This is a genomic window from Robertmurraya phoenicis (assembly GCF_047302285.1).
Classification (GTDB): Bacteria; Bacillota; Bacilli; order Bacillales; family Cytobacillaceae; genus Robertmurraya.
On sequence record NZ_CP154845.1, the window covers coordinates 2,237,718 to 2,262,520 of the forward strand.

The 24,803-nt window shown below is 36.3% G+C and carries 26 protein-coding genes; 16 read left to right on the forward strand and 10 right to left on the reverse strand.

Annotation, left to right across the window (positions count from 1 at the left end; all coding sequences use genetic code 11):
• Positions 1–33: 33 nt before the first annotated feature.
• The 4 genes from AA0X71_RS11085 (at position 34) to crcB (ending at position 1,357) form a co-directional block, all read left to right on the forward strand.
• Positions 34–252, forward strand: a complete 219-nt coding sequence (locus AA0X71_RS11085) for a hypothetical protein (protein ID WP_413362079.1) — start codon at positions 34–36, stop codon at positions 250–252.
• Between the two features lie 43 nt (positions 253–295).
• Entirely contained in the window at positions 296–505 is a 210-nt protein-coding gene (locus tag AA0X71_RS11090; protein ID WP_413362081.1) for a DUF6501 family protein, read from the forward strand.
• A gap of 121 nt (positions 506–626) precedes the next feature.
• Entirely contained in the window at positions 627–1,007 is a 381-nt protein-coding gene (locus tag AA0X71_RS11095) for a fluoride efflux transporter FluC (protein ID WP_413362083.1), read from the forward strand.
• Positions 1,004–1,357, forward strand: a complete 354-nt coding sequence (gene crcB / locus AA0X71_RS11100) for a fluoride efflux transporter CrcB (RefSeq protein ID WP_413362085.1) — start codon at positions 1,004–1,006, stop codon at positions 1,355–1,357. The genes AA0X71_RS11095 and crcB overlap by 4 nt, the downstream gene beginning before the upstream one ends.
• Positions 1,358–1,391: 34 nt before the next feature.
• On the opposite strand, the gene yidC is transcribed toward crcB, so the two are convergent.
• From yidC to AA0X71_RS11115, 3 genes are all read right to left on the reverse strand, one after another.
• Positions 1,392–2,165, reverse strand: a complete 774-nt coding sequence (gene yidC, locus AA0X71_RS11105; RefSeq protein ID WP_413362087.1) for a membrane protein insertase YidC — start codon at positions 2,163–2,165, stop codon at positions 1,392–1,394.
• A 27-nt stretch (positions 2,166–2,192) separates the two neighbouring features.
• On the reverse strand, positions 2,193–2,483 hold the full coding sequence (locus tag AA0X71_RS11110) for a hypothetical protein (RefSeq protein WP_413362089.1): 291 nt from the start codon (positions 2,481–2,483) through the stop codon (positions 2,193–2,195).
• Between the two features lie 111 nt (positions 2,484–2,594).
• Entirely contained in the window at positions 2,595–3,173 is a 579-nt protein-coding gene (locus tag AA0X71_RS11115; RefSeq protein ID WP_413362091.1) for a biotin transporter BioY, read from the reverse strand.
• Between the two features lie 173 nt (positions 3,174–3,346).
• On the opposite strand from AA0X71_RS11115, the gene AA0X71_RS11120 reads away from it, so the two are divergent.
• The 3 genes from AA0X71_RS11120 (at position 3,347) to nadE (ending at position 6,347) form a co-directional block, all read left to right on the forward strand.
• Positions 3,347–3,889, forward strand: a complete 543-nt coding sequence (locus AA0X71_RS11120; protein WP_413362093.1) for a cysteine hydrolase family protein — start codon at positions 3,347–3,349, stop codon at positions 3,887–3,889.
• Positions 3,890–3,960: 71 nt separating this feature from the next.
• Positions 3,961–5,433, forward strand: a complete 1,473-nt coding sequence (locus tag AA0X71_RS11125; protein ID WP_413362095.1) for a nicotinate phosphoribosyltransferase — start codon at positions 3,961–3,963, stop codon at positions 5,431–5,433.
• 113 nt (positions 5,434–5,546) lie between these two features.
• A complete protein-coding gene (nadE, locus tag AA0X71_RS11130) occupies positions 5,547–6,347 on the forward strand; it encodes an ammonia-dependent NAD(+) synthetase (RefSeq protein ID WP_413362559.1) in 801 nt (266 codons plus the stop codon).
• Between the two features lie 73 nt (positions 6,348–6,420).
• Here nadE and pflA read toward each other — a convergent pair whose 3' ends face one another.
• The 4 genes from pflA to AA0X71_RS11150 all read right to left on the reverse strand — a co-directional run bounded on the left by pflA (position 6,421) and on the right by AA0X71_RS11150 (position 10,721).
• Positions 6,421–7,155 carry a pyruvate formate-lyase-activating protein gene (pflA, locus tag AA0X71_RS11135; RefSeq protein ID WP_413362097.1) on the reverse strand — a complete coding sequence of 245 codons (735 nt, stop codon included), beginning with the start codon at positions 7,153–7,155 and terminating at the stop codon, positions 6,421–6,423.
• Positions 7,156–7,249: 94 nt separating this feature from the next.
• Positions 7,250–9,475, reverse strand: a complete 2,226-nt coding sequence (gene pflB, locus AA0X71_RS11140; protein ID WP_413362099.1) for a formate C-acetyltransferase — start codon at positions 9,473–9,475, stop codon at positions 7,250–7,252.
• Between the two features lie 375 nt (positions 9,476–9,850).
• Positions 9,851–10,297 carry a hypothetical protein gene (locus AA0X71_RS11145; protein ID WP_413362101.1) on the reverse strand — a complete coding sequence of 149 codons (447 nt, stop codon included), beginning with the start codon at positions 10,295–10,297 and terminating at the stop codon, positions 9,851–9,853.
• A 181-nt stretch (positions 10,298–10,478) separates the two neighbouring features.
• Positions 10,479–10,721: a YkuS family protein gene (locus tag AA0X71_RS11150; RefSeq protein ID WP_413362103.1), complete on the reverse strand. Its 243-nt coding sequence runs from the start codon at positions 10,719–10,721 to the stop codon at positions 10,479–10,481.
• Between the two features lie 145 nt (positions 10,722–10,866).
• On the opposite strand from AA0X71_RS11150, the gene AA0X71_RS11155 reads away from it, so the two are divergent.
• A complete protein-coding gene (locus AA0X71_RS11155) occupies positions 10,867–10,998 on the forward strand; it encodes a YuzL family protein (protein ID WP_413362105.1) in 132 nt (43 codons plus the stop codon).
• Positions 10,999–11,136: 138 nt separating this feature from the next.
• Positions 11,137–11,769, forward strand: coding sequence for an HAD family hydrolase (locus AA0X71_RS11160; protein ID WP_413362107.1), 633 nt, complete (start codon positions 11,137–11,139; stop codon positions 11,767–11,769).
• An 85-nt stretch (positions 11,770–11,854) separates the two neighbouring features.
• Here the strand turns inward: AA0X71_RS11160 and AA0X71_RS11165 are convergent, their stop codons facing one another.
• On the reverse strand, positions 11,855–13,474 hold the full coding sequence (locus tag AA0X71_RS11165; RefSeq protein WP_413362109.1) for an ABC-F family ATP-binding cassette domain-containing protein: 1,620 nt from the start codon (positions 13,472–13,474) through the stop codon (positions 11,855–11,857).
• 193 nt (positions 13,475–13,667) lie between these two features.
• Between AA0X71_RS11165 and AA0X71_RS11170 the strand changes: the two genes are divergently transcribed.
• Positions 13,668–16,043, forward strand: a complete 2,376-nt coding sequence (locus AA0X71_RS11170; RefSeq protein WP_413362111.1) for a penicillin acylase family protein — start codon at positions 13,668–13,670, stop codon at positions 16,041–16,043.
• A 110-nt stretch (positions 16,044–16,153) separates the two neighbouring features.
• Positions 16,154–16,276 carry a hypothetical protein gene (locus tag AA0X71_RS11175; protein WP_413362113.1) on the forward strand — a complete coding sequence of 41 codons (123 nt, stop codon included), beginning with the start codon at positions 16,154–16,156 and terminating at the stop codon, positions 16,274–16,276.
• Between the two features lie 109 nt (positions 16,277–16,385).
• Here AA0X71_RS11175 and AA0X71_RS11180 read toward each other — a convergent pair whose 3' ends face one another.
• Positions 16,386–16,988, reverse strand: coding sequence for an SCO family protein (locus tag AA0X71_RS11180; protein ID WP_413362115.1), 603 nt, complete (start codon positions 16,986–16,988; stop codon positions 16,386–16,388).
• A 209-nt stretch (positions 16,989–17,197) separates the two neighbouring features.
• On the opposite strand from AA0X71_RS11180, the gene AA0X71_RS11185 reads away from it, so the two are divergent.
• A complete protein-coding gene (locus AA0X71_RS11185; RefSeq protein WP_413362117.1) occupies positions 17,198–17,926 on the forward strand; it encodes a response regulator transcription factor in 729 nt (242 codons plus the stop codon).
• A 48-nt stretch (positions 17,927–17,974) separates the two neighbouring features.
• Here the strand turns inward: AA0X71_RS11185 and AA0X71_RS11190 are convergent, their stop codons facing one another.
• On the reverse strand, positions 17,975–18,118 hold the full coding sequence (locus tag AA0X71_RS11190) for an anti-repressor SinI family protein (protein ID WP_413362119.1): 144 nt from the start codon (positions 18,116–18,118) through the stop codon (positions 17,975–17,977).
• Positions 18,119–18,270: 152 nt separating this feature from the next.
• Here AA0X71_RS11190 and AA0X71_RS11195 point away from each other — a divergent pair, with 152 nt between their 5' ends.
• The 4 genes from AA0X71_RS11195 to AA0X71_RS11210 all read left to right on the forward strand — a co-directional run bounded on the left by AA0X71_RS11195 (position 18,271) and on the right by AA0X71_RS11210 (position 24,526).
• Positions 18,271–23,376: an AAA family ATPase gene (locus AA0X71_RS11195; RefSeq protein WP_413362121.1), complete on the forward strand. Its 5,106-nt coding sequence runs from the start codon at positions 18,271–18,273 to the stop codon at positions 23,374–23,376.
• A 121-nt stretch (positions 23,377–23,497) separates the two neighbouring features.
• Positions 23,498–23,605, forward strand: a complete 108-nt coding sequence (locus AA0X71_RS11200; RefSeq protein WP_019155635.1) for a YjcZ family sporulation protein — start codon at positions 23,498–23,500, stop codon at positions 23,603–23,605.
• Positions 23,606–23,705: 100 nt separating this feature from the next.
• On the forward strand, positions 23,706–23,837 hold the full coding sequence (locus tag AA0X71_RS11205) for a YjcZ family sporulation protein (protein ID WP_413362124.1): 132 nt from the start codon (positions 23,706–23,708) through the stop codon (positions 23,835–23,837).
• A 416-nt stretch (positions 23,838–24,253) separates the two neighbouring features.
• Positions 24,254–24,526, forward strand: a complete 273-nt coding sequence (locus tag AA0X71_RS11210; protein ID WP_413362126.1) for a cold-inducible protein YdjO-related protein — start codon at positions 24,254–24,256, stop codon at positions 24,524–24,526.
• Positions 24,527–24,803 lie beyond the last annotated feature (277 nt).

Sequence of the window (24,803 nt, forward strand, 5' to 3'; positions counted from 1 at the left end):
AGTAACACCGTCTGGAGAAAGAAGGGTACTCTTATGAAGGTATTCACGGAAAACGGCTATTATGAAGTGGTGTACGAAAATAAATGCTATCAATTTCTTGAATTCATAAGACTTGATACAATTTGTGAAAAAACATATATAACATTAAAAAATGTACTTACAGGAGAATTATTCACCTTTGATGAGGGTAAAATCGTGAAAATACGAAAAAAGCTATTTCATTTTCAAAAAGAGTTGCGCCACATAATGTAAATTCCCTATAATGATGTAGTAATAAACGTTGAAGGAGTATAGAATGAGACATCTAACATGGAATAATTCAGAAACAATCAAAACGGTTAAGTGTGTTCATACAAATGCTGAAAAGTATATCGTGAATCGTGCACTAACTGTTGGTCAGTCTTACGAAGTTAAAAATGAAACAGAAGAATTTTACTTTATTGTCGACAATAGCGGAAAAGTTGGCGGATTTTATAAGGATTATTTTGAAGTGACGAAGGCTTAGGACTGTACAATACAGTCCTTTTTCTAATGCAAAATAAGGACAAGGATATCATTTTTGATATCGACAAAATCTGATTGGAATGTTTACATATTTAGGCGAACTATTTTCGAGGTGTATAAAATTGAAGACTTATCTATATGTCGGGATCGGTGGAGCTGTCGGAAGTATGCTACGCTATTTAGTTTCATTAATAACGCTACATTTTTTCGGCAATGGTTTTCCTTTCGGTACCGTCGCTGTAAATCTACTAGGTGCTTTCCTTTTAGGATGGTTCACAACCCACATACTTTATCAGACGAATCCTCCTCTAGCGGCCGCCATAGGTACAGGGATGATCGGTTCTTTTACAACCTTATCGACCTTAAGTGTGGATGTTCTTTTTTTAGTCGAAAATCAGGATTTCGTTTCTGTTTTTTTGTATGTGATGATTAGCGTTTTTGGTGGTTTTCTTCTGGCTCTTGCAGGACTTAACCTTGGAAAAAAGAAGGTGAAGTCTCAATGATAATGTGGGGATTAGTAGCAGTAGGTGGATTTTTTGGGGCCATTTCTAGATTTTCAATTAGTAATTTTGTCAAAAAAAAGAAGCAAACTAAATTCCCAATTGGAACCTTAATCGTAAATCTCGTCGGTTCATTTTTTCTGGGCTATTTGTTTGCAGGCATACCAGAGCATATCTATGCCATATTAGGTGTTGGCTTTCTTGGGGCCTTTACAACCTTTTCAACGATGAATGTGGAAGCCATGCAACTATTAAACGAAAAACGAGTTTCTATTGGGATACTTTATTTGAGTATTACCTATTTTTTCGGTGTCATTTTAGCCATTTGCGGCTATTTTTTGGCCATAAGTTAAGAGGGTGTCAGTTTGACACCCTCTTAACTTATTTTTATTGCTGATTTGTAATGACAAGATTTTCTTCGTTTTTATATAAATATCTTGCTAACAGTGTTTGTAGAATTAAAAAGATTCCACCAATCGTCCAATAAAGAGGTAGTGCAGCAGGAGCATTTAACGAAACGAAAACAATCATAACAGGTGAGAGTATGCCCATAAACTTCATTTGTTTTTGTTGATCATTTGGCATGTTTGAAAGGGAAACTCTAAATTGGAAATAGTAAACAATACCAGCAATCGCCGTTAACCAAATGTCAGGCTGCCCAAGGCTAAACCATAAAAAAGAATGACTGGCTATCTCAGCAGAGCCTCTTATCGCATAGTAAAAGCTTAATAATATAGGCATTTGAATTAAGATTGGCAAGCATCCCATTGCTAATGGATTGATGTTATGCTTTTTATATAAAGCAAACATTTCCTGTTGAAGCTTTTGTTGTTCGCCAGCATCTTTTGTTTGTTTGAGCTTTTTTTGAATGTCTTCAAGCTCTGGTTTCATAACATCCATTTTTATTTTCATTGCTCGCTGTTTTTTTGTTTGCTTGAGCATCATTGGCATAAGGAGAAGTCGAATAATCAACGTAATAAAAATGATTGATAAACCGAAATTTCCTCCAAATAGATTGGCAGTCCCATGGATTAAACTTTCAAAAGGCGAGACAAGAAAAGTGTTAAAGAAACCTTCTCCATTTCCTTCTTGAGCAGAACAGGCAGATAGTAAGACTGTACTAAGCAACAATATGATCAAAACTTTATATTTATTTTTCATTCAATATGAACCTCCAGTATGAGTAGACTAGTATGCTATAAATGTAGAAATAGCATAGCTGTCGTCTTCATCTGGGGATCCTGTTTTTTTTCGGATATATTGCATGACCCAAATCACGATATAATTAAAGGTGCGATTGGTCTTTCTAAAATAGTCACTAATAGGGAGCAAGCTGCCCTCAGGATCTAGTTGATGAGAAGCGGTAAATTGATACTCGATATTCCAAATCCACACAAGGTTAAGTAAAACAAGGAATAAACCAGCATACATCGTATATAGAGCTGATAAGCTTATAAAATCAAATAAGGATTCTAACATTAGTTCACCTCAAAATATAAAAGCAACATCTTTCAGTATAAGAGGTGAAAGATGTAAATGCAACTTTACTTGTTTACGATTTTATGCGTTGAAAAGTTTCAAATTTACCAGTTAAACAGATTGATTTATATTCGGATTTGAGGTAAATAGTAGTCTTGCTTGAATCAAGCGTTTTCTAACAAGGATTCCGATCCATGAAGCGAGAACGGCTTTGATGACTCCAACAATCAAAAAAGGTGTAAAGCCGCTAGTGAAAGCAGCAGTCCATGATAATCCTGCAGAAATTTTTAACCACGTCGTTCCAAAAAATAAGGTAATAATCATGCCGATAATATTCGCTATAATGGCATTCTTAAATGAGAAGCCGAGTTTTTCCAAATAGAAGCCCATGATAAAAGTAGCCGGAATAAATCCAATCAAAAATCCTCCAGTCGGTCCGATTAGTTTAGAGATACCTGCTGAGAATTCGGCGAAAACGGGGACACCAGCAGACCCGATAATTAAATATAATAGGACAGATAGAGTTCCAAACTTCGACCCTAATATCGTAGCGGCGAGTCCAATCGCTAATGTTTGTCCTGTAATGGGCACTAGTGGAAGAGGAATGGTTAATTGGGCTAGAATTCCAATGATTGCTGCAAATAGGGCGGTTAGTATCATAGATCTTAATTTTATACGTTCTTTAGTCATTATTTATGCTCCTTTCAATATGTTAACTTATATGTAATTTTGGTTTACAATTAAAATATATAGTTTAATGAAATATTTGTCAATCATAAATCTCATAGCTTAAGTGAGGAATGATTGTTAAAATTTCGTAAATACGATAAAATGGTTTACAAAACATTCGGGGAGGGAGAGCTTTGAAAAAAGCGTTAATAAATATCGATTATACAGTTGACTTTGTAACAGGAGCTTTACCTTGTGGGGAACCAGGAGAAAAAATTGAAGATGAAATTACGAAAGTAACAGAGGATTTTATTAACGAAGGTGATTTTGTCGTTTTTGCGATCGATTTACACAAGAAAGATGACTTGTATCACCCTGAAACGAAGCTGTTTCCACCACATAATATTGAGGGGACTAGTGGCCGCGATTTATTTGGAAGTCTAGAACTGGTTTATCTTAATAACAAAGATCATGCTCATGTATATTGGATGGACAAGACTAGATATAGCGCTTTTGCAGGTACTGATCTGGAAATTAAACTTAGAGAAAGAGGGATCACCGATTTACATCTTGTAGGAGTTTGCACAGATATTTGTGTTCTCCATACAGCGGTTGACGCCTATAATAAAGGATTTAACATAACTGTTCATGAAAATGCTGTCGCTAGTTTTAATGAAGTCGGACATATTTGGGCATTGGAACACATTAAAGGTTGTTTAAATGGTAAAATAGTATAGATTTTTAAGAATGACTCTATTTCATATCTTTTTTATGAAATCGATTTGGATAAGAAAGAAGGACAAAGTTTATGAGTAACCACTATCAAGATGATAGCTTAACTTTACATACAGATCTTTATCAAATCAATATGGCAGAAACTTATTGGGAAGATGGCATTCATAATCGGATGGCTGTCTTTGAGGTGTATTTCCGTAAGCTTCCATTCGGGAATGGGTACGCAATTTTTGCAGGACTTGAGAGGATTATTGAGTATATTCAGCAATTTCGCTTTACAGAAAGTGATTTAGCCTATTTAAAAGAAGAGGGCGGTTATAAAGAGGACTTTCTAGAATATTTGAGGACATTACGCTTTACTGGGAATATTCGTTCTGTCGTCGAAGGTGAAGTAGTTTTTGGGAATGAGCCATTAATACGTGTTGAAGCTCCGTTAGCCGAGGCTCAATTAATTGAAACTGCCTTACTCAACATTGTGAATTACCAAACATTAATTGCTACTAAAGCATCACGAATCAAACATATTGTTGGCGACGAAATTGCGATGGAATTCGGTACAAGAAGAGCCCATGAACTTGATGCGGCTATTTGGGGGACGAGAGCTGCTTTTATTGGTGGCTTTAATTCTACTTCCAATGTACGAGCAGGCAAAAAATTTGGCATTCCTGTTTCGGGAACACATGCTCATTCATTAATTCAGGCCTATAAGGATGAATACACTGCCTTTCATAAATACGCACGTCGACATAAGGATTGTGTGTTCTTAGTTGACACGTATGACACCTTACGCTCAGGTGTTCCAACTGCCATTAAGGTTGCAAAAGAGTTAGGGGACAAGATTAATTTTGTCGGTATTCGTTTGGATAGTGGGGACTTAGCTTATCTTTCAAAAGAGGCGCGAAAGATGCTTGATGACGCTGGATTCCCGCATGCAAAAATCGTTGCTTCCAATGATTTGGATGAGTATACGATTATGAACTTAAAAGCACAAGATGCTAAAATTAGCGTATGGGGTATCGGTACAAAATTAATTACTGCCTATGACCAAGCTGCATTAGGAGCAGTTTATAAGCTTGCTTCGATCGAAGATGAAAATGGCGTCATGCAGGATACGATAAAAATTAGTGGCAATCCAGAAAAAGTATCAACCCCAGGCTTAAAGAGAGTGTATCGGATTATTAATAGTATTAATCATAAATCAGAAGGCGACTATATTGCTCTAGATGATGAAAATCCGCAAGAAGAAGAGCCATTAAAAATGTTTCATCCTGTTCACACGTATGTAAGTAAATTTGTCACCAATTTTGTCGCAAAAGAATTACATCAGGATGTTTTTACTGACGGAAAGCTTGTTTATGAGTCTCCATCTATTCGAGAGATGCAAAAGTACGCTGAAGAGAATTTAGAACTCCTATGGGAGGAATATAAACGTACGTTAAATCCAGAAGAATATCCAGTCGACTTAAGTCAAAAATGCTGGGATAATAAAATAGAAAACATTCAGGAAGTCCAGACAAAGCTTAAAAGGGACGCTTTTTTAAAATAAAGAACTTTTCATTGAAGATTCAGATCCATTTAAAGTGTTGGACGATGTTTATAATAGAGCATTAGTTACAATATAAGGAGGAGAGTCATTTGAGAGAGCTACAAAAACGGATTATGGATGAATTGTCTGTCCAATCAGAAATTGACCCTAAAGTAGAAATCATAAAAAGAGTCGACTTTCTGAAAAATTATGTAAAGAAAACGAATGCAAAAGGATTTGTGTTAGGAATTAGTGGTGGGCAGGATTCTTCATTAGCGGGTCGCCTTGCCCAGCTTGCCGTAGAAAAACTGCGAGATGAAGGAATCGATGCTAAATTTATCGCTGTTCGTCTACCATATGGTGTTCAAAAGGACGAAGAGGATGCTCAACGAGCTATAAGATTTATTCAGCCTGATGAATCTTATTCTTTTAATGTGAAGGAAGCAGTCGATGCTGTTAAAGTCGAATATGACAAGAGTATTGGTGGAGAAGAATTAAGGGATTACCATAAAGGCAATGTGAAGGCGAGAATGCGCATGATCGCACAATATGCGCTAGGCGGACAAGCGAATCTTCTCGTTCTTGGTACGGATCACGCAGCAGAGGCTGTTACAGGATTCTTTACAAAATATGGTGATGGCGGTGCTGATTTATTACCGTTATCAGGTCTTACGAAACGTCAAGGTAAAGCTCTTTTAAAAGAATTGGGTGCAGAAGAGAGCATCTATTTAAAAGTTCCAACAGCAGATTTACTTGATCAAAAACCAGGTCAAGCGGATGAGACAGAACTTGGAATTTCTTATGATGAGTTAGACGATTATTTGGAAGGAAAAGATGTGTCAGCTGAGGTAGCTGAGAAAATAGAAAATCGTTATCTCTTAACAGAACACAAAAGACAACTTCCGGCAACAATGTTTGATGACTGGTGGAAGTAAAATAGCATATTGAATCACAAATCTAAAATAGAAACGCCCATTGTCTCTTGTAATAGACAATGGGCGTTTCTTATTAAGACAATTTTTCTGTCAAAATTCTTTGCGCATAAGCAGTTTTTTCTTCACTTGGAGGTTCGATATCCTTTAAAGGATACTCCATTCCAAGAGCTTCCCATTTATAGACCCCGAGCTGATGATAAGGGAGGACTTCAACTTTTTGAACATTGTTCAGAGTGCCAATAAATTCACTTAGTCCTTTTAAATCCTCTTCGTCATCTGTGACAGAAGGTACTAATACGTGACGAATCCAAACAGGGACATGGTTATCAGACAAAAACTTGGCAAATTCAAGTATATGGTCATTTGCCATTCCAGTAAGGTTTTTATGTTTTTTTCTATCAATATGTTTTAAATCGAGTAAAATTAAATCTGTATACTGGAGCAACTCTTTTAAATTTCTTTGAAATAGCTCAGCATGAGAATAACAGCCACCAGAAGAGTCGATGGTTGTATGAATACCAAGCTTTTTACATTCTTTAAATAACTCAATTAAAAACGGTAGTTGTAAAAGAGGTTCACCGCCAGAAACAGTGATTCCTCCACCAGAAGATTCAATAAAGGGTAAATAGGACTTTAAATCATCGATGATTTCGGAAACAGACATTTGCTTGCCAATTCCTATTTCCCACGTATCGGCATTATGGCAAAACTGACAGCGAAGAAGGCAGCCTTGTGTGAAAATGACATAGCGTATACCAGGGCCGTCTACTGTCCCAAAAGTTTCGATTGAATGAATGTTTCCGTTCATGATGATCAAACTCCCTTCAAATTAGCATGAGCATTATTTTCGTACTCATTATTTTGCGAGGAGTTAGAGCACAATCTAACTCCTCTTTTATTTCTTACAAAGAACCGTGGAAGGTTCTGTTAATAACGTCTAATTGCTGTTCTCTTGTTAACTTAATGAAGTTAACCGCATAACCAGATACACGAATGGTTAATTGTGGGTATTCCTCAGGATGCTCCATTGCATCTAATAATGTTTCTCTATTAAAGACGTTGACGTTTAAATGGTGACCCTGTTTAACGGCATAACCGTCTAAAATACTAACAAGGTTATTAACTCGGTTTTCATCCTCTTTTCCTAATGCTTTCGGCACAATGGAGAAAGTATTAGAGATTCCATCCATCGCATAACTATAAGGTAATTTCGCCACAGATGATAGGGACGCTAATGTACCTTTTGTATCACGGCCATGCATTGGGTTAGCACCAGGTGCAAACGGTTCACCAGCACGACGACCATCTGGTGTATTTCCAGTCTTTTTACCATAAACGACGTTAGAAGTAATCGTTAGGATAGACATTGTATGAAGAGAATTACGATAAGTTGGATGCTTACGTAGTTTCTTCATGAATGTTTCAACAATTTCAACTGCGATGCTGTCTACGCGGTCATCGTTGTTACCGTATTTAGGGAAATCTCCTTCTATTTCAAAGTCTACAGCTAAGCCATTTTCATCACGAAGTACTTTCACTTGACCGTATTTAATCGCACTTAAGGAGTCTGCAACGACACTCAATCCAGCGATACCTGTTGCCATTGTGCGTAAGATTTCCGTATCATGTAATGCCATTTCAATTCGTTCATAGCTATATTTATCATGCATAAAGTGAATGATGTTTAGCGTATTAATATATAATCCAGCTAACCATTCCATTGTTTGATCAAATTTTTCCATCACTTCTTCATAATTTAAAATTTCAGAAGTGATAGGGGAGGACGCTGGTCCAACTTGAATTTTATGCTTTTCATCTTTATTACCGTTAATAGAGTAAAGTAGGGCTTTTGCTAAGTTTGCGCGAGCTCCAAAGAATTGCATTTGTTTACCGATTTCCATGGCAGATACACAGCAAGCGATCCCGTAATCATCGCCATATTCAGGGCGCATAATATCATCGTTTTCATACTGTATTGCACTTGTTTCAATAGAAATCTTTGAGCAAAACTTCTTGAAGTTTTCAGGAAGCTGAGTGGACCATAATACGGTTAAGTTTGGCTCTGGAGCTGGTCCGAGATTTCGTAATGTGTGTAAGAAACGGAAAGAGTTCTTTGTTACAAGTGGACGACCATCCATTGCCATACCACCAATAGATTCCGTTACCCAAGTTGGGTCACCTGAGAATAGTTCATTGTAATCTGGTGTCCGAGCAAATTTGACAAGACGTAGCTTCATGACAAAATGATCGACTAATTCTTGTGCCTCTTGTTCAGTTAGAACACCATTTTCTATATCTTTTTCGATATAGATATCTAAGAATGTAGAAACACGTCCTAAGCTCATTGCTGCACCATTTTGCTCTTTCACAGCTGCTAAATATCCGAAATAGAGCCATTGGAAAGCTTCTGTAGCATTTTGAGCTGGTTTAGAAATATCGAAACCATAGCTTTGTGCAAGTGATTTTAATTCTTTAAGGGCACGATATTGCTCAGATAATTCTTCTCTTAGACGAATGACATCCTCGCTCATAACTGAAGTCATATTATTAAAATCTTTCAGTTTTTGCGCCATTAGGAAATCGATACCATAAAGGGCAATACGACGGTAGTCACCAATAATTCGTCCGCGGCCATATGCATCAGGTAAACCAGTAATAATTCCAACTTTACGAGCTAATCTCATCTCAGCCGTATAAGCATCAAAAACACCTTGGTTATGAGTTTTACGGTAATCAGTAAAAATTCTTTCAACTTCTTTGTCCATCTCATAACCGTATGATTCACAAGCCTGACTTGCCATTCTAACACCACCAAAAGGTTGTAAAGAACGTTTGAACGGTTTATCAGTTTGGAAACCGACTACTTTTTCTAAGTCTTGATTTAAATAACCAGGACCGTGAGAAGTGATGGTGGAAACAATTTCTGTATCCATATCAAGTACGCCACCATTTTCACGCTCTTGCTTTGTTAAATCCATTACTTGATCCCATAGTTTTGTAGTTGCTTCAGTAGGTCCTTCTAAAAATCCATCTTCCCCTGCATAGGGAGAAAAGTTTCTTAAAATAAAGTCACGAACATTTACCTCTTCTTGCCATCTACCTTTTGCAAAACCTTTCCACTGTTCCATCATAAAACACCTCTATCAAAGAATTTTGTTTATATAACAGTTAATACAATTTAACTATATTCAAAGTATAACAGATTTCATGTGAATATCATCACATGGGAATGAAGTTTTCGTGAACTTATTGTGAACAAAAGATTTTATTGCTTTTTTGTTTTTAGGAAAAATTGAAATTTTTGATTCTGTACTATAACTTTTTTGATATTGACAGAAACTGTTGTATAAAAAATAACTCTATTAACATCATTGTAACGTTAAAAATACATTTGAGATCAAAAAAAAATGTAGATTTTTTGAAATGTTTTATGAAGGAGTAAAAAGTGGATAGAAAAATGTAGTAAATAGAAGGAGGGAGGAGAAAAACATCCTCCCTTAAAATTAATCAACGACAATATTAGCAATCATCGGTCCATTACTGCCCATATCTGGATGAGTTAAACAAACAAGGCGGTAAACTCCTTCTTCCTTAAGTTGCAGTTCAACGGTTGTTTCTTCTCCTTTTTTTACAACGCCTTTAATATCAGTGCCTTCGATAATGAAAGGATGCTCATGTCCATTTATGCCGTATAAACGAAGCAGCACCTTTTCATCCTTGCCAACATAAACCGTTCCCGGATCCCATCGGTACGCTTCAATTTCTTTGCCATCTTCTGTTTTTGTCTTAAACTCGGTTGTAACGAGATGGATTTCTCGAAGCTCTTCGGTTTGAGCGATCGTTGAGATCGCGTCCTTTGAGAGAAGTAGCCAAATAGAGCTCGCAGCGATAGTAGCAAGAATAAGCGCAAATAACACGATCGAACGTCTTTTTAATACAATGAATTGCATTGCAAATACCCCCTTTATAAGTTGTCCACTACTACTATATGCATGACTTTAGTGAGAACTTGTCTAAAAACTAATTTTCTCATGAATTTATCTTTAAATTTTTTATAACGTTGAAATGTGTGAGAGTTTATGTTCATGAAAAAGAAGACTAACCATTTTTATTAGTCTTCTCGTTCCATTGCTATTTAAGATTTTGAAATACTTTTTCGCACACTTCATCGGCAGACAGTCCATTTGCCTCAATAACAGGACCTGGAATGATGGTATCGTTCATTCCCATCACATTTGAATCTATTCCTGTTACGACACAACAGTCACATCCTCTAGCATCTGATTCCTGATGTAGTTGAACGACGTCATAACCCTTATCACGAAGAGCTTCTTGAATATTGGTTAGAGAATCTTCCACTCCAATTTTCGTCATCTTCACACCTCCTCCAATTAGTAGAATGAGTTATAGGGGTTAAAAATATTCTGATTACCTTTAAATCATTTCTTGTAAAAATGTATGAATGTTGACGAATAAAACAATGATTAAAAAGAGAAGGTAAGCAATGGAGGTGTGATAGATGAAGAAACGAAAAGCGGATCCGTCAACCGTTGGATTAAATTCAAGTCAAGTAGAGGGACAAGGCACGACAAATATGGAGTTAGATGGAAAAAGTGCTTCATCGGCGCGTAAGAAAACGAAAAAGCAATAGTATATTGATTAAGCATTAAAAGGAGATGGGCTAAGGAAAACCATCTCCTTTTATATTTAGGATCTTTGCTATTACTTTTAGTATAATGGAAGCAAATGCAGCTTATGTAAAAACAAAATGTAAAAGGTGGGTACAAAATTGATAAAAGCAATTATTTTTGATTTTGATGGAACGCTAGTGGATACCGAGACAATGTGGTATCGAATGTATAAAGAAGTGTTACTTCATAAATATGAGATTCATTTACCACTAGAGGAGTTTGCTAAAGTAATAGGGACAACAGATGAGGCTTTATATGCTTACGTAAATACTCAAACGCAAACAAAGATTGATTTTATTCAATTAGAAAAAGAGATTCATAGTAAGATAATCGCACAAAAAGAGCAACTTGTTCTTAGAGATGGGGCAGAGGAATTAATTAAAATGGCTCAAAAAATGAACTTAAAGATCGGTATTGCCTCAAGTTCTCCACGAAAATGGATAGAAGATCTTTTGGAACATCTTCACATAAGAGATTATTTTTCTGTCATTAGATCGAAAGATGATGTCTCAGAAGTAAAACCAAATCCTGAGCTCTATGTTAAAGCGGTAGAGGCTCTAGATGTCCTTCCTCAAGAGGCCATTGCGATAGAAGATTCGGCAAATGGGAGTATGGCGGCTATTGAAGCGGGTCTTATCACAATGGTTGTCCCCAATGAAGTAACCAAATTTCTTCAATTTGATAAAAGGGCATTCGTTTATGAACGTTTTGCCGATATTCAACTAAGTTAATAATAAAAAAACGGCTTTGAACCTATTGTATAGGAACAAAGCCGTTTTTATGATCGCTTTTCTCGTAACTTGAGTAAAGGTCGTATTAATTATACATAGCAGCAATTTGTTTTTGTAATGGTTCATCTTCTAAATACTCATCATAGGTTACTTGTTTATCAACCATTCCGCTTGGTGTTAACTCAATAATGCGGTTGGCAATCGTTTGAATAAACTGATGGTCATGAGAAGCGAAAATCATGGAACCTTTAAAGTTAATTAAACCGTTATTTAAGGCAGTAATAGACTCAAGGTCTAAGTGGTTCGTTGGTTCATCAAGAAGAAGAACATTGGAGCCACTTAACATCATTTTCGAAAGCATACAACGGACCTTTTCTCCTCCTGAAAGGACACTTGCTTTCTTAAGCACTTCTTCACCAGAGAATAACATTCTTCCTAGGAATCCACGAAGGAAGCTTTCACTTTGGTCATTAGGTGAGAATTGACGCAACCAATCAACTAAAGTGAGATCACTGTTTTCAAAGTACTCTGAGTTGTCCTTTGGAAAATAGGCTTGAGACGTCGTAACACCCCATTTAAAGCTACCACTGTCAGGCTCCATTTCACCCATTAGTATTTTGAAAAGCGTTGTTTTTGCTAATTCGTTCGGTCCTACAAGAGCAATTTTATCGTCCTTATTCATGACAAAGCTGATATTATCAAGTACTTTCACACCATCAATGGTCTTTGTGACCCCTTCAACTCTTAAAAGGTCATTGCCAATTTCACGCTCAGGTGTAAATCCAACATATGGATATTTACGGGAAGAAGGTCTAATATCATCTAATTGAATTTTATCAAGCAATTTTTTACGTGAAGTTGCTTGTTTCGATTTTGAAGCATTTGCACTAAATCGAGCGATAAACGCCTGTAGTTCTTTGATTTTCTCTTCTTTTTTCTTGTTTTGATCTTGGGCCATTCTTGAAGCCAATTGGCTAGACTCATACCAGAAATCATAGTTTCCGACATAGATCTGAATTTTTCCAAAGTCTAAATCGGCAATATGTGTACAAACTTTATTTAAAAAGTGACGGTCATGGGATACAACAATGACTGTATTTTCAAAGTTAATAAGGAATTCTTCTAACCATTGGATTGCCTTAATGTCTAAGTGGTTCGTTGGCTCGTCCAAAAGCAATACGTCAGGCTTTCCGAATAAAGCTTGGGCAAGTAAAACCTTTACTTTTTCGCCGCCGGATAAATCAGCCATTTTCTTTGTATGAAGATCTTCTTCAATACCTAGACCTTTTAAAAGGATTGCGGCCTCAGATTCAGCTTCCCAACCATTTAATTCAGCAAATTCACCTTCTAGCTCAGCTGCTTTCATTCCGTCCTCATCGGTAAAATCAGCCTTCATATAAATCGCGTCTTTTTCTTGCATCACTTGATAGAGGCGAGCGTGTCCCATGATCACGACTTTAAGAACTTCTTCTTCCTCGTATTCAAAATGATTTTGCTTTAATACCGCTAATCTTTCTCCAGGACCTAAATGAACAGTTCCTGTTTGAGATTCGATTTCACCAGAGATTATTTTTAAAAAAGTTGATTTTCCAGCACCGTTTGCCCCAATTAAGCCATAACAGTTTCCTGGAGTAAACTTGATATTTACATCTTCAAAAAGCTTCCGATCACCATATCGCAAACTTACGTCAGTTACAGTTAACATTTACTACCTCCAAATAAGCAATATCTCTCATTATAACATTTTCTAAGGTACAAGTGGAGTCTTTTTATTTCCAATCGAAAAATGAAGGAAGGATTTTTCCTAATAATCAAGAATATTAAAGAAAAGTCTTAAATAAAACGCTTTCATAAAGTAGCGAAGCTGGACATGGGAAAGGCAGAGAAGGGGGAAGACGATGGAAGTTGCAGTACATTCAGAGGTGAAAAGGGGAAAACGCTGGAAAAGAATTATCGCGTGGACAATAAGTATTGTTATGGTGTTATTGTTAGCGATCGCAGTTGGATTATATACCTATATTACAAGGGCGCATCCAAAGCTTGAGGGAGAAATCAAGCTATTTGGATTACAAGAGACAGTAGAAGTCATTCGGGATGAAAATGGTGTGCCTCATATTCAGGCGAGCAATGAGGAAGATTTATATTTAGCTCAAGGTTATATTCAAGCGCAGGATCGTCTATTTCAAATGGACTTAAGTCGCCGTCAAGCTTCAGGTCGATTAAGTGAAGTAGTTGGAGAAGCGGCTTTAAATAATGATAAGTACTTTCTGACATTAGGCCTAAGACGTGCAGCTGTTGCATCCTATGAACAGTATTCGGCTTCAGCAAAGCATGTACTCGATAAGTTTGCAGAAGGAGTGAATCTTTATATTCATGAACTTCGCGAAAATGGGAAATGGCCGATTGAATTCAAACTTCTTGGGTATGAGTCAGAGGATTGGACGCCCATTGATTCTTTAACAATAGGCAAATATATGGCGTTTGACTTAGGGGGACATTGGGAAAATCAAGCCTTTCGCTACTATCTCCTGCAAAATTTTCCAGAGGAAAAGGCGTATGATTTGTTTCCAACTTATCCGGATGAAGCGCCATACATCATTAGTAAAGAAGAATTAGATATCGAAAAAAGCTTTGCACAAGCAGTCATTCCTCATGAATATAATGGAAGCAATAATTGGGTTGTAAGTGGATCGAAGACGGCTTCAGGAAAACCAGTCCTTGCTGATGATCCTCATCTATCGTTAGCAACGCCTTCAATTTGGTACCAAATGCATCTTGAGGCACCGACAGTAAATGTGAGTGGCGTTATTTTTGCAGGAATTCCTGGCATTATTCTAGGACAGAATGAACAAATTGCATGGGGAGTTACCAATACAGGTCCTGACGTTCAAGATTTATATATTGAAAAAAGAAATCCAGATAATCCTTATGAATTTCTTTACAATCATAGTTGGGAAGAGGCAACGGTCATTAAAGAAGAAATTCAAATAAAGGATGAGAAGTCTGTAGAATATGAAGTAGTTATAACGAGGCATGGCCCAGTCGTATCAGAGTTTGCTGCTGATAGTGGAAAAGAGACAGTTTTGTCCTTACAATGGACTGCACTTGAACCTTCTTCAGAACTTGAGGCAGTGCTTAATATGAATAAGTCTGGAAATTGGGAAGAGTTTGAGGAAGCACTTGAAGGGTTCCATACTCCTGCACAGAATTTTGTCTTTGCTGCAACAGATGGAACGATTGCCTATAAGGCGAATGGAAAAATTCCGATTCGTAAAAAAGGAAATGGGCTATTGCCGGTACCTGGCTGGACCGATGAATATGGTTGGGTAGATTATATCCCATATGATGAGCTACCGCGTACTGTCAATCCAAAGGAAGGCTTTATATCAACAGCTAATAATAAAGTAATGGGGGATGACTATCCATATCATATTAGTCATGATTGGGCACAGCCCTTTAGACAAATGAGAATTCAAGAGGTTCTTTCAGGTTCAACTCAAATTACTGCTGAAGATATGATGGACTTACAAATGGATCAAATGAATTTACAAGCAAAAGAGTTTGTCCCAGTATTTATCGAATTATTAAAGTCTTCTAATGATGAACAAGTTGCTAAAGCCATATCTATATTAGACAAATGGGATTTTATCGATGACCCGGAGCAAGCAGCACCACTACTTTTTAATCTATGGATGGTCGAGATCCAAAAAGTCCTTTTGGAAGACGAAATTCCTCAAGAAACGCTCGATTTATTTGGAGGCAAGCGACAGGCTGTTGATCAACTGCTTAGAAGAGCTATTAAAGGTAATCCTGGCCCATGGATGGAGGAGCACGGGGGGATCGTTAACGTATTGGTAGAGTCTTTACTTCGTGTCATAGAGGATTTAGAAGGTCAGCAAGGAAACAATATGGAGAAATGGCAATGGGGAAACTATCATCAAATCTATTTTCCTCATCCTTTATCTAGTGTGAAGCCATTACATCTTTTATTTAATCAGGAAGGGAAAATACCTGTCGGTGGAAGTGCTGTTACGGTGCAAGCAGCGGCATTTAAAGACGATGGGACCGTTAACCATGGAGGCTCTTGGAGATTCGTCATTGATATGAATGATACGACGACTAGTTATCATCTCGTTGGCCCAGGTCAATCTGGACATGTGCTTCATAAATGGTATGATGATCAATTAAAGAGCTGGGTCGATGGAACTTATCATAAAACAAGTATTCAACAAGTTGCAGGAGAATCTTTAACGTTGTACCCCGAAGATGAATAATCCGATTGAAAATAAACTTCAAAAAATTAATTTTTTTCGATTTTTTCATAGTTTATTCATATTTGTTCGTTACAATAGACTTAACCAAGAACGGAAAAGGAGTTTTTCAAATGGATAAAAAGAAGCTAGTAGAACTTGTTGATCGTTTAAAAAAGTCCGGAATAAAAGCTAGCATTACAAAACCTCGGAAGACTTTATTAATGCTTCAACAACAAACAGCACCAAGCAACTAATAAACAATTAAAAAGGAAGTGGTGATTGATTTGAATTCACCGCTTCCTTTTTTCGTTATGGTGCACTTCCGCTTATATTCTTCTACTTAGTTCGCGATAGAATCGCCTTTTAATCAATCTTCTTCATGATTTTGTTAAACATGTCTTCTCGATTGAATTCTTCTCCCATTGGGTATTTCTTTATATAACGATTATTTTCATCTAAAAGGTAGACGAAAGTAGAATGAATAAAGAAACCGTCGCCTGGGTCTCTATATTGAAATTGGAAGGTTCCTGCTAGTTCTTCAATTTCTTTTAGATCTTCTTTAATATTATTTTGGTCTCCTGTTAAAAAGAGCCAATTCCCATCATCTTCGACTTCAAAGTTATACATATATTGCTGAAGGACTTCTGGTGTATCCTTGTACGGGTCAATCGTAATGGTGATGAATTGAACTTTGTCACCAAACACACCTGCATCTTGTAAATCTTTCTTTAGCAGATTCATTTTAAGCGTTGTTGTAGGACAGATATCAGGACAGTTTGTATACATAAATTCTACTACTTTTAGTTTTTTATCGGACTCAGAAAATTTGTATACTTCATTGTTCATTGTAACTAAATCAATATCCTCTGGTATTGTGGCCATCTTATCACGAATTAAGAAAAAGGAAATCCCCGCAGTAATCGCGATGGCTACGATTACACTACATAAAATATATATTTTCTTCATTTTGTAACCTCCCATATTAAAGATAAAAAAATAGTAAGGAAAATACTATGGATATATTGTGAACTTATTAAATGGGAGAGAGAAAACGCTTGAAATTGTTATGAATGGCGTATTTTGTCGAAATATTAGGAAATTTCTATCGTTAAAAATGATGAAAAACAGGATATTTATAGTAAAATAGAAATAACCGAAAAATTAGGGGGATTTGTATGAATAGGGATAGAGTCTTAATTGTTGATGACGATCCTGATATTCGGAATATTTTAAAACTATATTTAGAAAAAGAGGGATTTGAAATTGTTTCTGTAACAGAAGGAAGCGTTGCCATTAATACAATAGATGGATTTAAACCGGATTTAATCATCCTAGATATTATGATGCCAGGAATAGATGGATATGAGACGTGTCAGGGAATTCGGGAAAAAACAGATGCTCCTATTCTTTTTTTAAGTGCCAAAGAGGACGATTTAGATAAGATCCTTGGCTTAAGAATAGGAGGAGATGATTATATAACAAAACCTTTTAGTCCAGGTGTATTAGTGGCTAGAATAAAAGCACATTTAAGAAGAACAAGGATCTCTCGATATAAAAAGGAAATAACGGCTGAAAGAAGTGTGATTGAGTTTCCTGGGTTAACGATTGATTTGGACAGTTGTCATGTTCGCAGTGAAGGAACAACGGTATCTTTAGCAGCAAAGGAATATCAACTATTGTCCTTGTTATGTCAAAATGTTGAAAAAGTGTTTAGTGTAGAGCAATTATTTCAGCTGATTTGGGGTGAAAACAGTCTTGGTGATAATCGAACCGTCATGGTCCATATTAGTAATTTACGAAAAAAGATCGAGCCCAATCCTACCAAACCTATTTATATTTTGACGGTCAGGGGAATAGGTTATAAATTTAATGGTTACATCCATGATATTTCACAATCAATTTAATTGATTCTTAACGTTCACCATTTGAAAAACCAGTTTAGGATATATGTATCATTTATTACACAAGAAATGCCTCACCTCTTCCTTTGTTAATCCTAAACGTTTTGCTTCTAAAATTAAACATAGCCATTCTTCATCTATACTATTCGGCAGAATGGCAATTGTCAGTTGCTCCAATTCGGTGACTTTTTCCATAATTACCTCCAGTTTATTCACGAAATATTCACAAAATAATAATAGTATATGAACTATAAGTACAGTTCAAACTTAGTTAAAGTTTTATTAAAGTTTTAATTATGAAAAAATTCAACTTGTGTTTTTTCAAGTTATTAATGGGTGTGAGATGGATGTTGCAAGTACCAGGATATGAGATAACTCGAATTTTGGATTCGACGAATAACCTAGACTATTATGAAGGAATTAAACAAGAAAATGGTAAAAGAGTAGTAATCCTGCATTCAATCTCTTTTACAAAGCTAGGTTACGAGAAGAAAGAATGGACAGAACAGCCATTTCTCATCGAACCAATTGAAATTCAGTCATATGAGTATCATCACTCTATTGTTTATGACTATTTCCCTTTTGAAAAAACACTTGAATCCCTTATAAGACAAAATCTTCTTTCTATCGAACAAATTTTATCTATATCTATTGAATTAGCTACTTTCCTTGTGAAAATACATCAGCAGAAAGGATTATTTGGAAGTTTTAACCCTGCTAGTATTTTGGTCCATCTTACTGACAAGAAGTTATATGTTGCGACTCCCATTTGGGCAATGAATCATGGGGAGCTACAACGTATTCTGTATAGTTCACCTGAGCTAACAGGAAGAATGGAGAAAGATGCGGATTCCCGTTCTGATCTATATTCTTTTGGGGTTGTACTGTATGAGATGTTAACCGGTCAATTACCGTTTCCAAAAGCTGATCTTATCGAAATTGTCCATGCACACTTTACAAAGATTGCTACTCCACCATCGAATTTCAGCTCTGAAATTCCCGATCAATTGTCACTTATCACTCAAAAACTTTTAGAAAAATCCCCTGAAAAGAGATACCAATCGGCTTTTTCATTAAAGAAAGACCTAGAGAGATGCCAATTCGAGTGGAAAAGAGAAGGGAAGATCTCCAATTTTTTACTTGGGCAAGAAGATGCTGTCAATAAAGAAAAGGAGAAAAAGTTATTTGGACGAGAAAAGGAGCTCCAGGAACTTAATACGTTATTTAGTAAGGCAGAAGCAGGAAACACTGAATTTGTACATATAAGTGGAAATTCTGGTAGTGGAAAGACGGCACTTGTAAACGCATTTATACAATCTTGTGAAAAGAAAGACGTCATTGTTGCTACGGGAAAATGGGACCAATATGAAAGAAATGTGCCGTACGGTCCGATTATTCAAGCATGGAAAAAGATTTTCCGTACAATTCTTTCTCAAGGTGAGAGTTCCACTACAAAATGGAGGAAACTGTTTCTTGAAAAACTCGGTCACCGTTGCCAAATACTTTCCGATCTGATTCCTGAGTTTACTTGGATTATTGGCCAGCAAACATTTGCTGAAAAAATTGGAGCGCTGGAGAGACATAACAGTATCCTTATCACGTTTCAGCAATTTTTATCAGTGTTAACGGAAGAATTTACACTTCTCCTATTTATTGATGATATCCAATGGGCAGATCAACCTACTCTAGAACTCCTTCGTTATTTAGCGAAAGATAGAGAGTTCCCTAAGCTTCTTGTTGTTTTAGCTGGCAGAGATGAAATGGAACAAAGTGCAAAATCCTTGCAAAATATAAAACTCGTTCAAGATTTAAATGGGAAAAGTATTTATGTAAGAGCTCTTAATAAAAAGGAAGTTTCGGAATGGCTCGACCAACGTTACCATTTTCAAGGTGATTTTAACAATTTAACCACTTATACTTACAATCTTTCGCAGGGGAATCCTTTTTTTCTAGAGCAGATCTTAATCACTTTAGAAAAGGAAAACTATATAACGTTAAATACTCATACTAATCGTTATCAATTTCACATAAGTAGATTTCCTATTAATTTGATTGGCAATAACATTGTCGATCATATAAAAAACAAGCTTGCTCAGTTATCTTCACCTGTGACAAAGACGTTGAAATTCGTATCTTGCCTTGGGACCAATTGTACTTTTAATGAAATGGTACAGGTCACGAAAAGTTCCAGGAATGACCTGTTAATGGATTTGTATTTGCTCATTGATGAGGGATTCATTTGTTTTAGTAAACAACAAAATATGGAGAATGATATCGTACTAGAATTCATCCACGATAAGGTGCAACAGGCTGTTTACACAAGTATGACACAAGAGGAACAAACCTTCTTGCACTACCAAATCGGCTTGAGTAAATGGGAAGAAGAGAATAAATTAGATAATCCCAATCACCTCTACAAACTCACTGATCATCTAAATTTAAGTGTCAGCCTTTTGAATGAATCACAACAAGAAGCGCTTATACGTATTAATGAGAAAGCAGGCGAATTTGCCAAAAATGCGGCAGCTTTCGATATGGCGTACCACTATTTTTTACAAGGAAGGAAATTACTGAAAGAGGGCCATTGGGAAAACAACTATCAACTATCGTTTAAAATTTTCGCAGGGTTAGGGGAATGTGCTTATTTAAATAGTGATTTTGAGGTAGCGGAAAAATCATTTGAATCGCTCTTGAAAAATGCGAAGACGAACAAAGAAAAAATGAGTGTTTATAATCTTAAACTTGTTATGTACACCCATTTAAGCAAGTTAGACGATGCGGTAAATTCTGGAGCGACTGGATTGAAGCTATTTGGATGGAAGCTTGACCGTCCGATTGGAAAGATAATGATCGTGAAAGAATTGTTCCTTATCCAGTTATTGACGTTCAGAAAGAAACCGGAGGAATTCCTTCAGTTGCCACCAATGAAAAACGAAGAGAATCGTCTAATTATGGAGAGTCTTATTAATATGAATGCACCTTCATACCATGTCAATCAAAATTTAGCTACTTACTTAATGCTTCGTGCTTTACGTTTTACCTTAAAGCACGGGGATACTGATATTACGGCTCTCGTTTACAATAATTATGCCTTAATTCTGAGTGCTGGCTTCGGCAATTTTGATAAAAGCTATCAATTTGGAAAACTTGCACTCGCACATATCGAGAAGAGACAAGTAAAAAAACTAAAGGCAAGAGTTTATTTTGTCTTTGGTAGTTTTGTGAACCATTGGAAGAACTCTATTTCAACTAGTTTGGATTCGCTTCAAAAATCACAGAATTTAAGTTTGGAGACAGGGAATTTTCATCTAGCAGGTGCTACAAGTTCATTCATTATTATTACGAGAATCATTAAAGGTGATCCATTAGAAGTAGTATTAAAAGAAATCAATCAACAATTAGCATTTGTAAATAAAATTCAATACTATCTTTCTATGAAATTTTTGCTAGAAATAAAAGAATGGGTGGAATGGTTAATAGACGAACAGAATCCACCCCCACACCAACTTTACGAATTACGAGAAGACCCATCCGCTTTTATTATGCATAATACGGTTCGTTTACAAATGTCCTATATCGTAGAGGATGAAGAAAAGGCAAAAGTGATCATCAATGCTTTAAATAGTACTGTTACGAACAGCCTTGTCCTCGTCATTGCACCAGAATTTTATTTTTATCATACTCTTTGGTTATGTCGTTTATTTAATAAGGAAACAAAAAGTGAACAGAATAAAATGAAGAAATACTTAAAACGCAACTTAAAGAAAATGGAAAAATGGGCGAAGCAATCAGCAGAAAACTATGAACACAAGTATCTGTTAATGAAAATGGAAACCGATAATCTTTTCAGTACGAATAAATTGAATGAAAGTAGTTATGAGGTTGCTTTGAACAAAGCGCTCGAAAATGGATTTTTACAGGATGCTGCTATTATCTGTGAATGTACGGCCCGTTATTATCAGGAACAAAAGATACTTCGTCTTAGTAATTTTTATATAAAAGAGGCTTACCAAATCTATAAGCAGTGGGGAGCAGGGCGGAAATTATCGATTCTCTCAAAACAGTTTCCCAATCTTTTAGTTCGTAAAGAAAAAAACTTGCAACTCGAAGGAGGACTCGATGTTATAGATTTGGAGGCGGTGATGAATACATCACAAGCATTGTCAGGGGAAATCGTTTTAGAAAGCCTCATTCAAAAAGTTATGGAAATCGTGATTGAAAACGCTGGAGCAACAAAGGGTATATTGTTGTTGCAGGATGGAGAAGAACTTTCAATCGTTAGTGCACCTGATGAAGTCAATAACGAAGAACTCAATGAGGAAAATTTGCCTTTGCAAATCATCCAATACGTACAAAAAAGTCATGAGCCGATTATTTTACATCAAGCATGTGTTGAAGGACTATTTAAAGCAGATTCCTATATACAAACAAAGAAGGTCATGTCCCTTATGACTATCCCATTATTACATCAAAGTCGGTTATTAGGCATCTTGTATATAGAAAATCACTTGCTTCCCTATGCATTTACAGAACGAGATTTGTTAGTGGTTACTACGATTGCTTCACAGGCAGCGATTTCCATTCAAAACGCATTTTTGTATATGAGCTTAGAAGAAAAGGTTAAGGTCAGAACAGAGGAATTGGAAATTGTGAACAAGAACTTAGAACAAGCGAATGAAGAGCTCGCTGATGCACAGAGAGTAAGAATGGAGCTCTTGTCCAATATCTCGCATGATTTAAGGAACCCACTCACTTCGATTCAAGGATATATTGAAGCGATGCTAGATGGAATTGTAATTTCACCAGACAAACAAATGACCTATTTAAAACGCAGCAAGGAGAAACTCACTGGATTAAATCGATTAATTCAGGATCTCTTCGAATTGTCTAAACTTCAATATGGAAATATGACTTTTTTGAAGGAGATCGTGAATATCGAAAAGCTTTTTTATCACTTATGTGATCAGCATGAATGGGATATTCGTCAAAAAGGGTTGAGATTTAATTACGCTATAGTGGAATCAGAGGGTTTAAACCAGTCTCTTGTAAATGTCGATGTGGATAGGATTGAACAAGTGGTTACGAATATCGTTTCAAATGCAATTAAACATACAAATGAAGGTTCAATCACCATTACCATTAGGCTTCATAAAGAGCAATCGCAAGTGGTTTTCTCCATTATAGATACAGGGAGCGGTATATCCCCTAAAGATCTAGAGAGGATTTTTGAGCGTTCTTTTACGGGACAAATGAATTCGTCCATAATTGGTAATGGACTGGGGTTATCAATCAGTAAAGAGATCATACATCATCACGACGGTGTCATTTGGGCTGAAAGTATTCAGGGAGAAGGGACGACGATTTTCTTTACACTCCCGATTGTTGAAATTGAAGAGGGAACAACTGAAGAAATGGAAGCGATGGATGAATCTCTGTCATTACGTCATTTATAAGCAAATTTTGAGAGTGGTACGCATTTACCACTCTTTTTCTTTTTCCCTTATTATAGAAGCCCATTCGGGACAACTTTCCTATTCATAGTATAGGTGTAGAGATAATGGGAGGTGGATAAGAATGAGCGCAGGAGCTGGACACGGATATGGTGCTGGATTCGCTTTACTCGTTGTGTTGTTCATCCTTCTTATTATAGTTGGTGCTTCCTACATCGGCGGATGGTATTAATTTAGGAAAGCATCCGAATAAGAAGAGTTTAGACAAGAGGGCCGAGCATGATAAATGAAACGGCTCCATATTTTACACTATTTAGGAAGGGAGTGGAGTAATGGGTTACGGATATGGAGGATTTGGTGGATGTGGCTATGCTTACCCTGCAACTGGATACGGTACCGGCGGTTTCGTATTAATTGTCGTATTGTTCATCCTTTTAATCATTGTTGGTGCAGCTTGGTTATAAGCAAAACAAACACAAAGGACCTGCTTCACGCAGGTTTTTTGTGTTTAGCGAACGCTGTTTTCGTATAGATTGTGGTTATTTGTAAAAACCCAGAAGCCGGTTTTTACCCTCATATCACGGTTATGGCTATACATGAAGTGTGCGACGGCACTTTTCGCTCCCTAAATTAGGCATGTTGTCTCTTATTGCTTTCCAAAAACAATAAGTTTTTTTCGAAAGAAAATAAACAATGTATGCGAAAAGAGCCTTAACGAAAAAAATCAACTTACCGTTCAATTATCAAAAATTTTCAATTAAATGCGTGAAATCTATATATTTTGCCCATAATAAGAAGAAGAAAGGTGGATGAACTAATTGTATCGAGGGTGAAATGTAAAAGGAAGTCTAATTTTATGATGTAGTTGCATTTATTCACTTTGCATGAAATAAATGTAAGTTATGTTTGGATTCTCCCTATACTAAGACAATACTTATTAATTCTCACGAAGGGGGCGTTTATCATTTTCTTTAATAGGAAATCACAAGAAGAAAAAGAGGAAGAAATTTTTCTGGATACAGAGGTCTATGCCTGTATGGACGATGGATGTATAGGTTGGATGAGAAAGGATTTTGCAAGTAATGATTTGAAATGTCCATTATGTGGTAATGATACTTCAATGGAGGTCAGAGAACTTCCTAAAATCAATTAAGGCTCTATTTGAAATTTTATACATATTAACTTCACGAAAAAAAGGCTTTCTCATTTGACATGACGAAAGCCTTTTGTCTTGTTTGAATTTCAGTTTTTATGAATGGAGTGGCTTCTGAATGAAAACGTTCACACGACTTTCACAAATCATGTGGGTAATCGAATGGAAAAAGACTTATAATAAGAGTGTAAACAAAATTGGTTGTGACATTTTAGGAGGCTCAACCATGGTGCTCGTTCCGTAAATGAAAATAATATTTTCGTGAACGTAAGCAAAT

Excerpts from the sequence above, each read along its gene's own strand:
- AA0X71_RS11155 (WP_413362105.1), top strand. The coding sequence starts at position 10,867 with ATGAAGAAACGAAAAGCGGATCCGTCAACCGTTGGATTAAATTCAAGT.
- AA0X71_RS11175 (WP_413362113.1), top strand. The coding sequence starts at position 16,154 with ATGGATAAAAAGAAGCTAGTAGAACTTGTTGATCGTTTAAAAAAGTCC.
- AA0X71_RS11110 (WP_413362089.1), bottom strand. The coding sequence starts at position 2,483 with ATGTTAGAATCCTTATTTGATTTTATAAGCTTATCAGCTCTATATACG.
- nadE (WP_413362559.1), top strand. The coding sequence starts at position 5,547 with ATGGATGAATTGTCTGTCCAATCAGAAATTGACCCTAAAGTAGAAATC.
- AA0X71_RS11150 (WP_413362103.1), bottom strand. The coding sequence starts at position 10,721 with ATGACGAAAATTGGAGTGGAAGATTCTCTAACCAATATTCAAGAAGCT.
- AA0X71_RS11185 (WP_413362117.1), top strand. The coding sequence starts at position 17,198 with ATGAATAGGGATAGAGTCTTAATTGTTGATGACGATCCTGATATTCGG.
- AA0X71_RS11195 (WP_413362121.1), top strand. The coding sequence starts at position 18,271 with ATGTTGCAAGTACCAGGATATGAGATAACTCGAATTTTGGATTCGACG.
- AA0X71_RS11165 (WP_413362109.1), bottom strand. The coding sequence starts at position 13,474 with ATGTTAACTGTAACTGACGTAAGTTTGCGATATGGTGATCGGAAGCTT.
- AA0X71_RS11090 (WP_413362081.1), top strand. The coding sequence starts at position 296 with ATGAGACATCTAACATGGAATAATTCAGAAACAATCAAAACGGTTAAG.
- AA0X71_RS11205 (WP_413362124.1), top strand. The coding sequence starts at position 23,706 with ATGGGTTACGGATATGGAGGATTTGGTGGATGTGGCTATGCTTACCCT.
- pflB (WP_413362099.1), bottom strand. The coding sequence starts at position 9,475 with ATGGAACAGTGGAAAGGTTTTGCAAAAGGTAGATGGCAAGAAGAGGTA.
- AA0X71_RS11200 (WP_019155635.1), top strand. The coding sequence starts at position 23,498 with ATGAGCGCAGGAGCTGGACACGGATATGGTGCTGGATTCGCTTTACTC.
- AA0X71_RS11125 (WP_413362095.1), top strand. The coding sequence starts at position 3,961 with ATGAGTAACCACTATCAAGATGATAGCTTAACTTTACATACAGATCTT.
- crcB (WP_413362085.1), top strand. The coding sequence starts at position 1,004 with ATGATAATGTGGGGATTAGTAGCAGTAGGTGGATTTTTTGGGGCCATT.
- pflA (WP_413362097.1), bottom strand. The coding sequence starts at position 7,155 with ATGAACGGAAACATTCATTCAATCGAAACTTTTGGGACAGTAGACGGC.
- AA0X71_RS11180 (WP_413362115.1), bottom strand. The coding sequence starts at position 16,988 with ATGAAGAAAATATATATTTTATGTAGTGTAATCGTAGCCATCGCGATT.
- AA0X71_RS11190 (WP_413362119.1), bottom strand. The coding sequence starts at position 18,118 with ATGGAAAAAGTCACCGAATTGGAGCAACTGACAATTGCCATTCTGCCG.
- yidC (WP_413362087.1), bottom strand. The coding sequence starts at position 2,165 with ATGAAAAATAAATATAAAGTTTTGATCATATTGTTGCTTAGTACAGTC.
- AA0X71_RS11085 (WP_413362079.1), top strand. The coding sequence starts at position 34 with ATGAAGGTATTCACGGAAAACGGCTATTATGAAGTGGTGTACGAAAAT.
- AA0X71_RS11145 (WP_413362101.1), bottom strand. The coding sequence starts at position 10,297 with ATGCAATTCATTGTATTAAAAAGACGTTCGATCGTGTTATTTGCGCTT.
- AA0X71_RS11115 (WP_413362091.1), bottom strand. The coding sequence starts at position 3,173 with ATGACTAAAGAACGTATAAAATTAAGATCTATGATACTAACCGCCCTA.
- AA0X71_RS11170 (WP_413362111.1), top strand. The coding sequence starts at position 13,668 with ATGGAAGTTGCAGTACATTCAGAGGTGAAAAGGGGAAAACGCTGGAAA.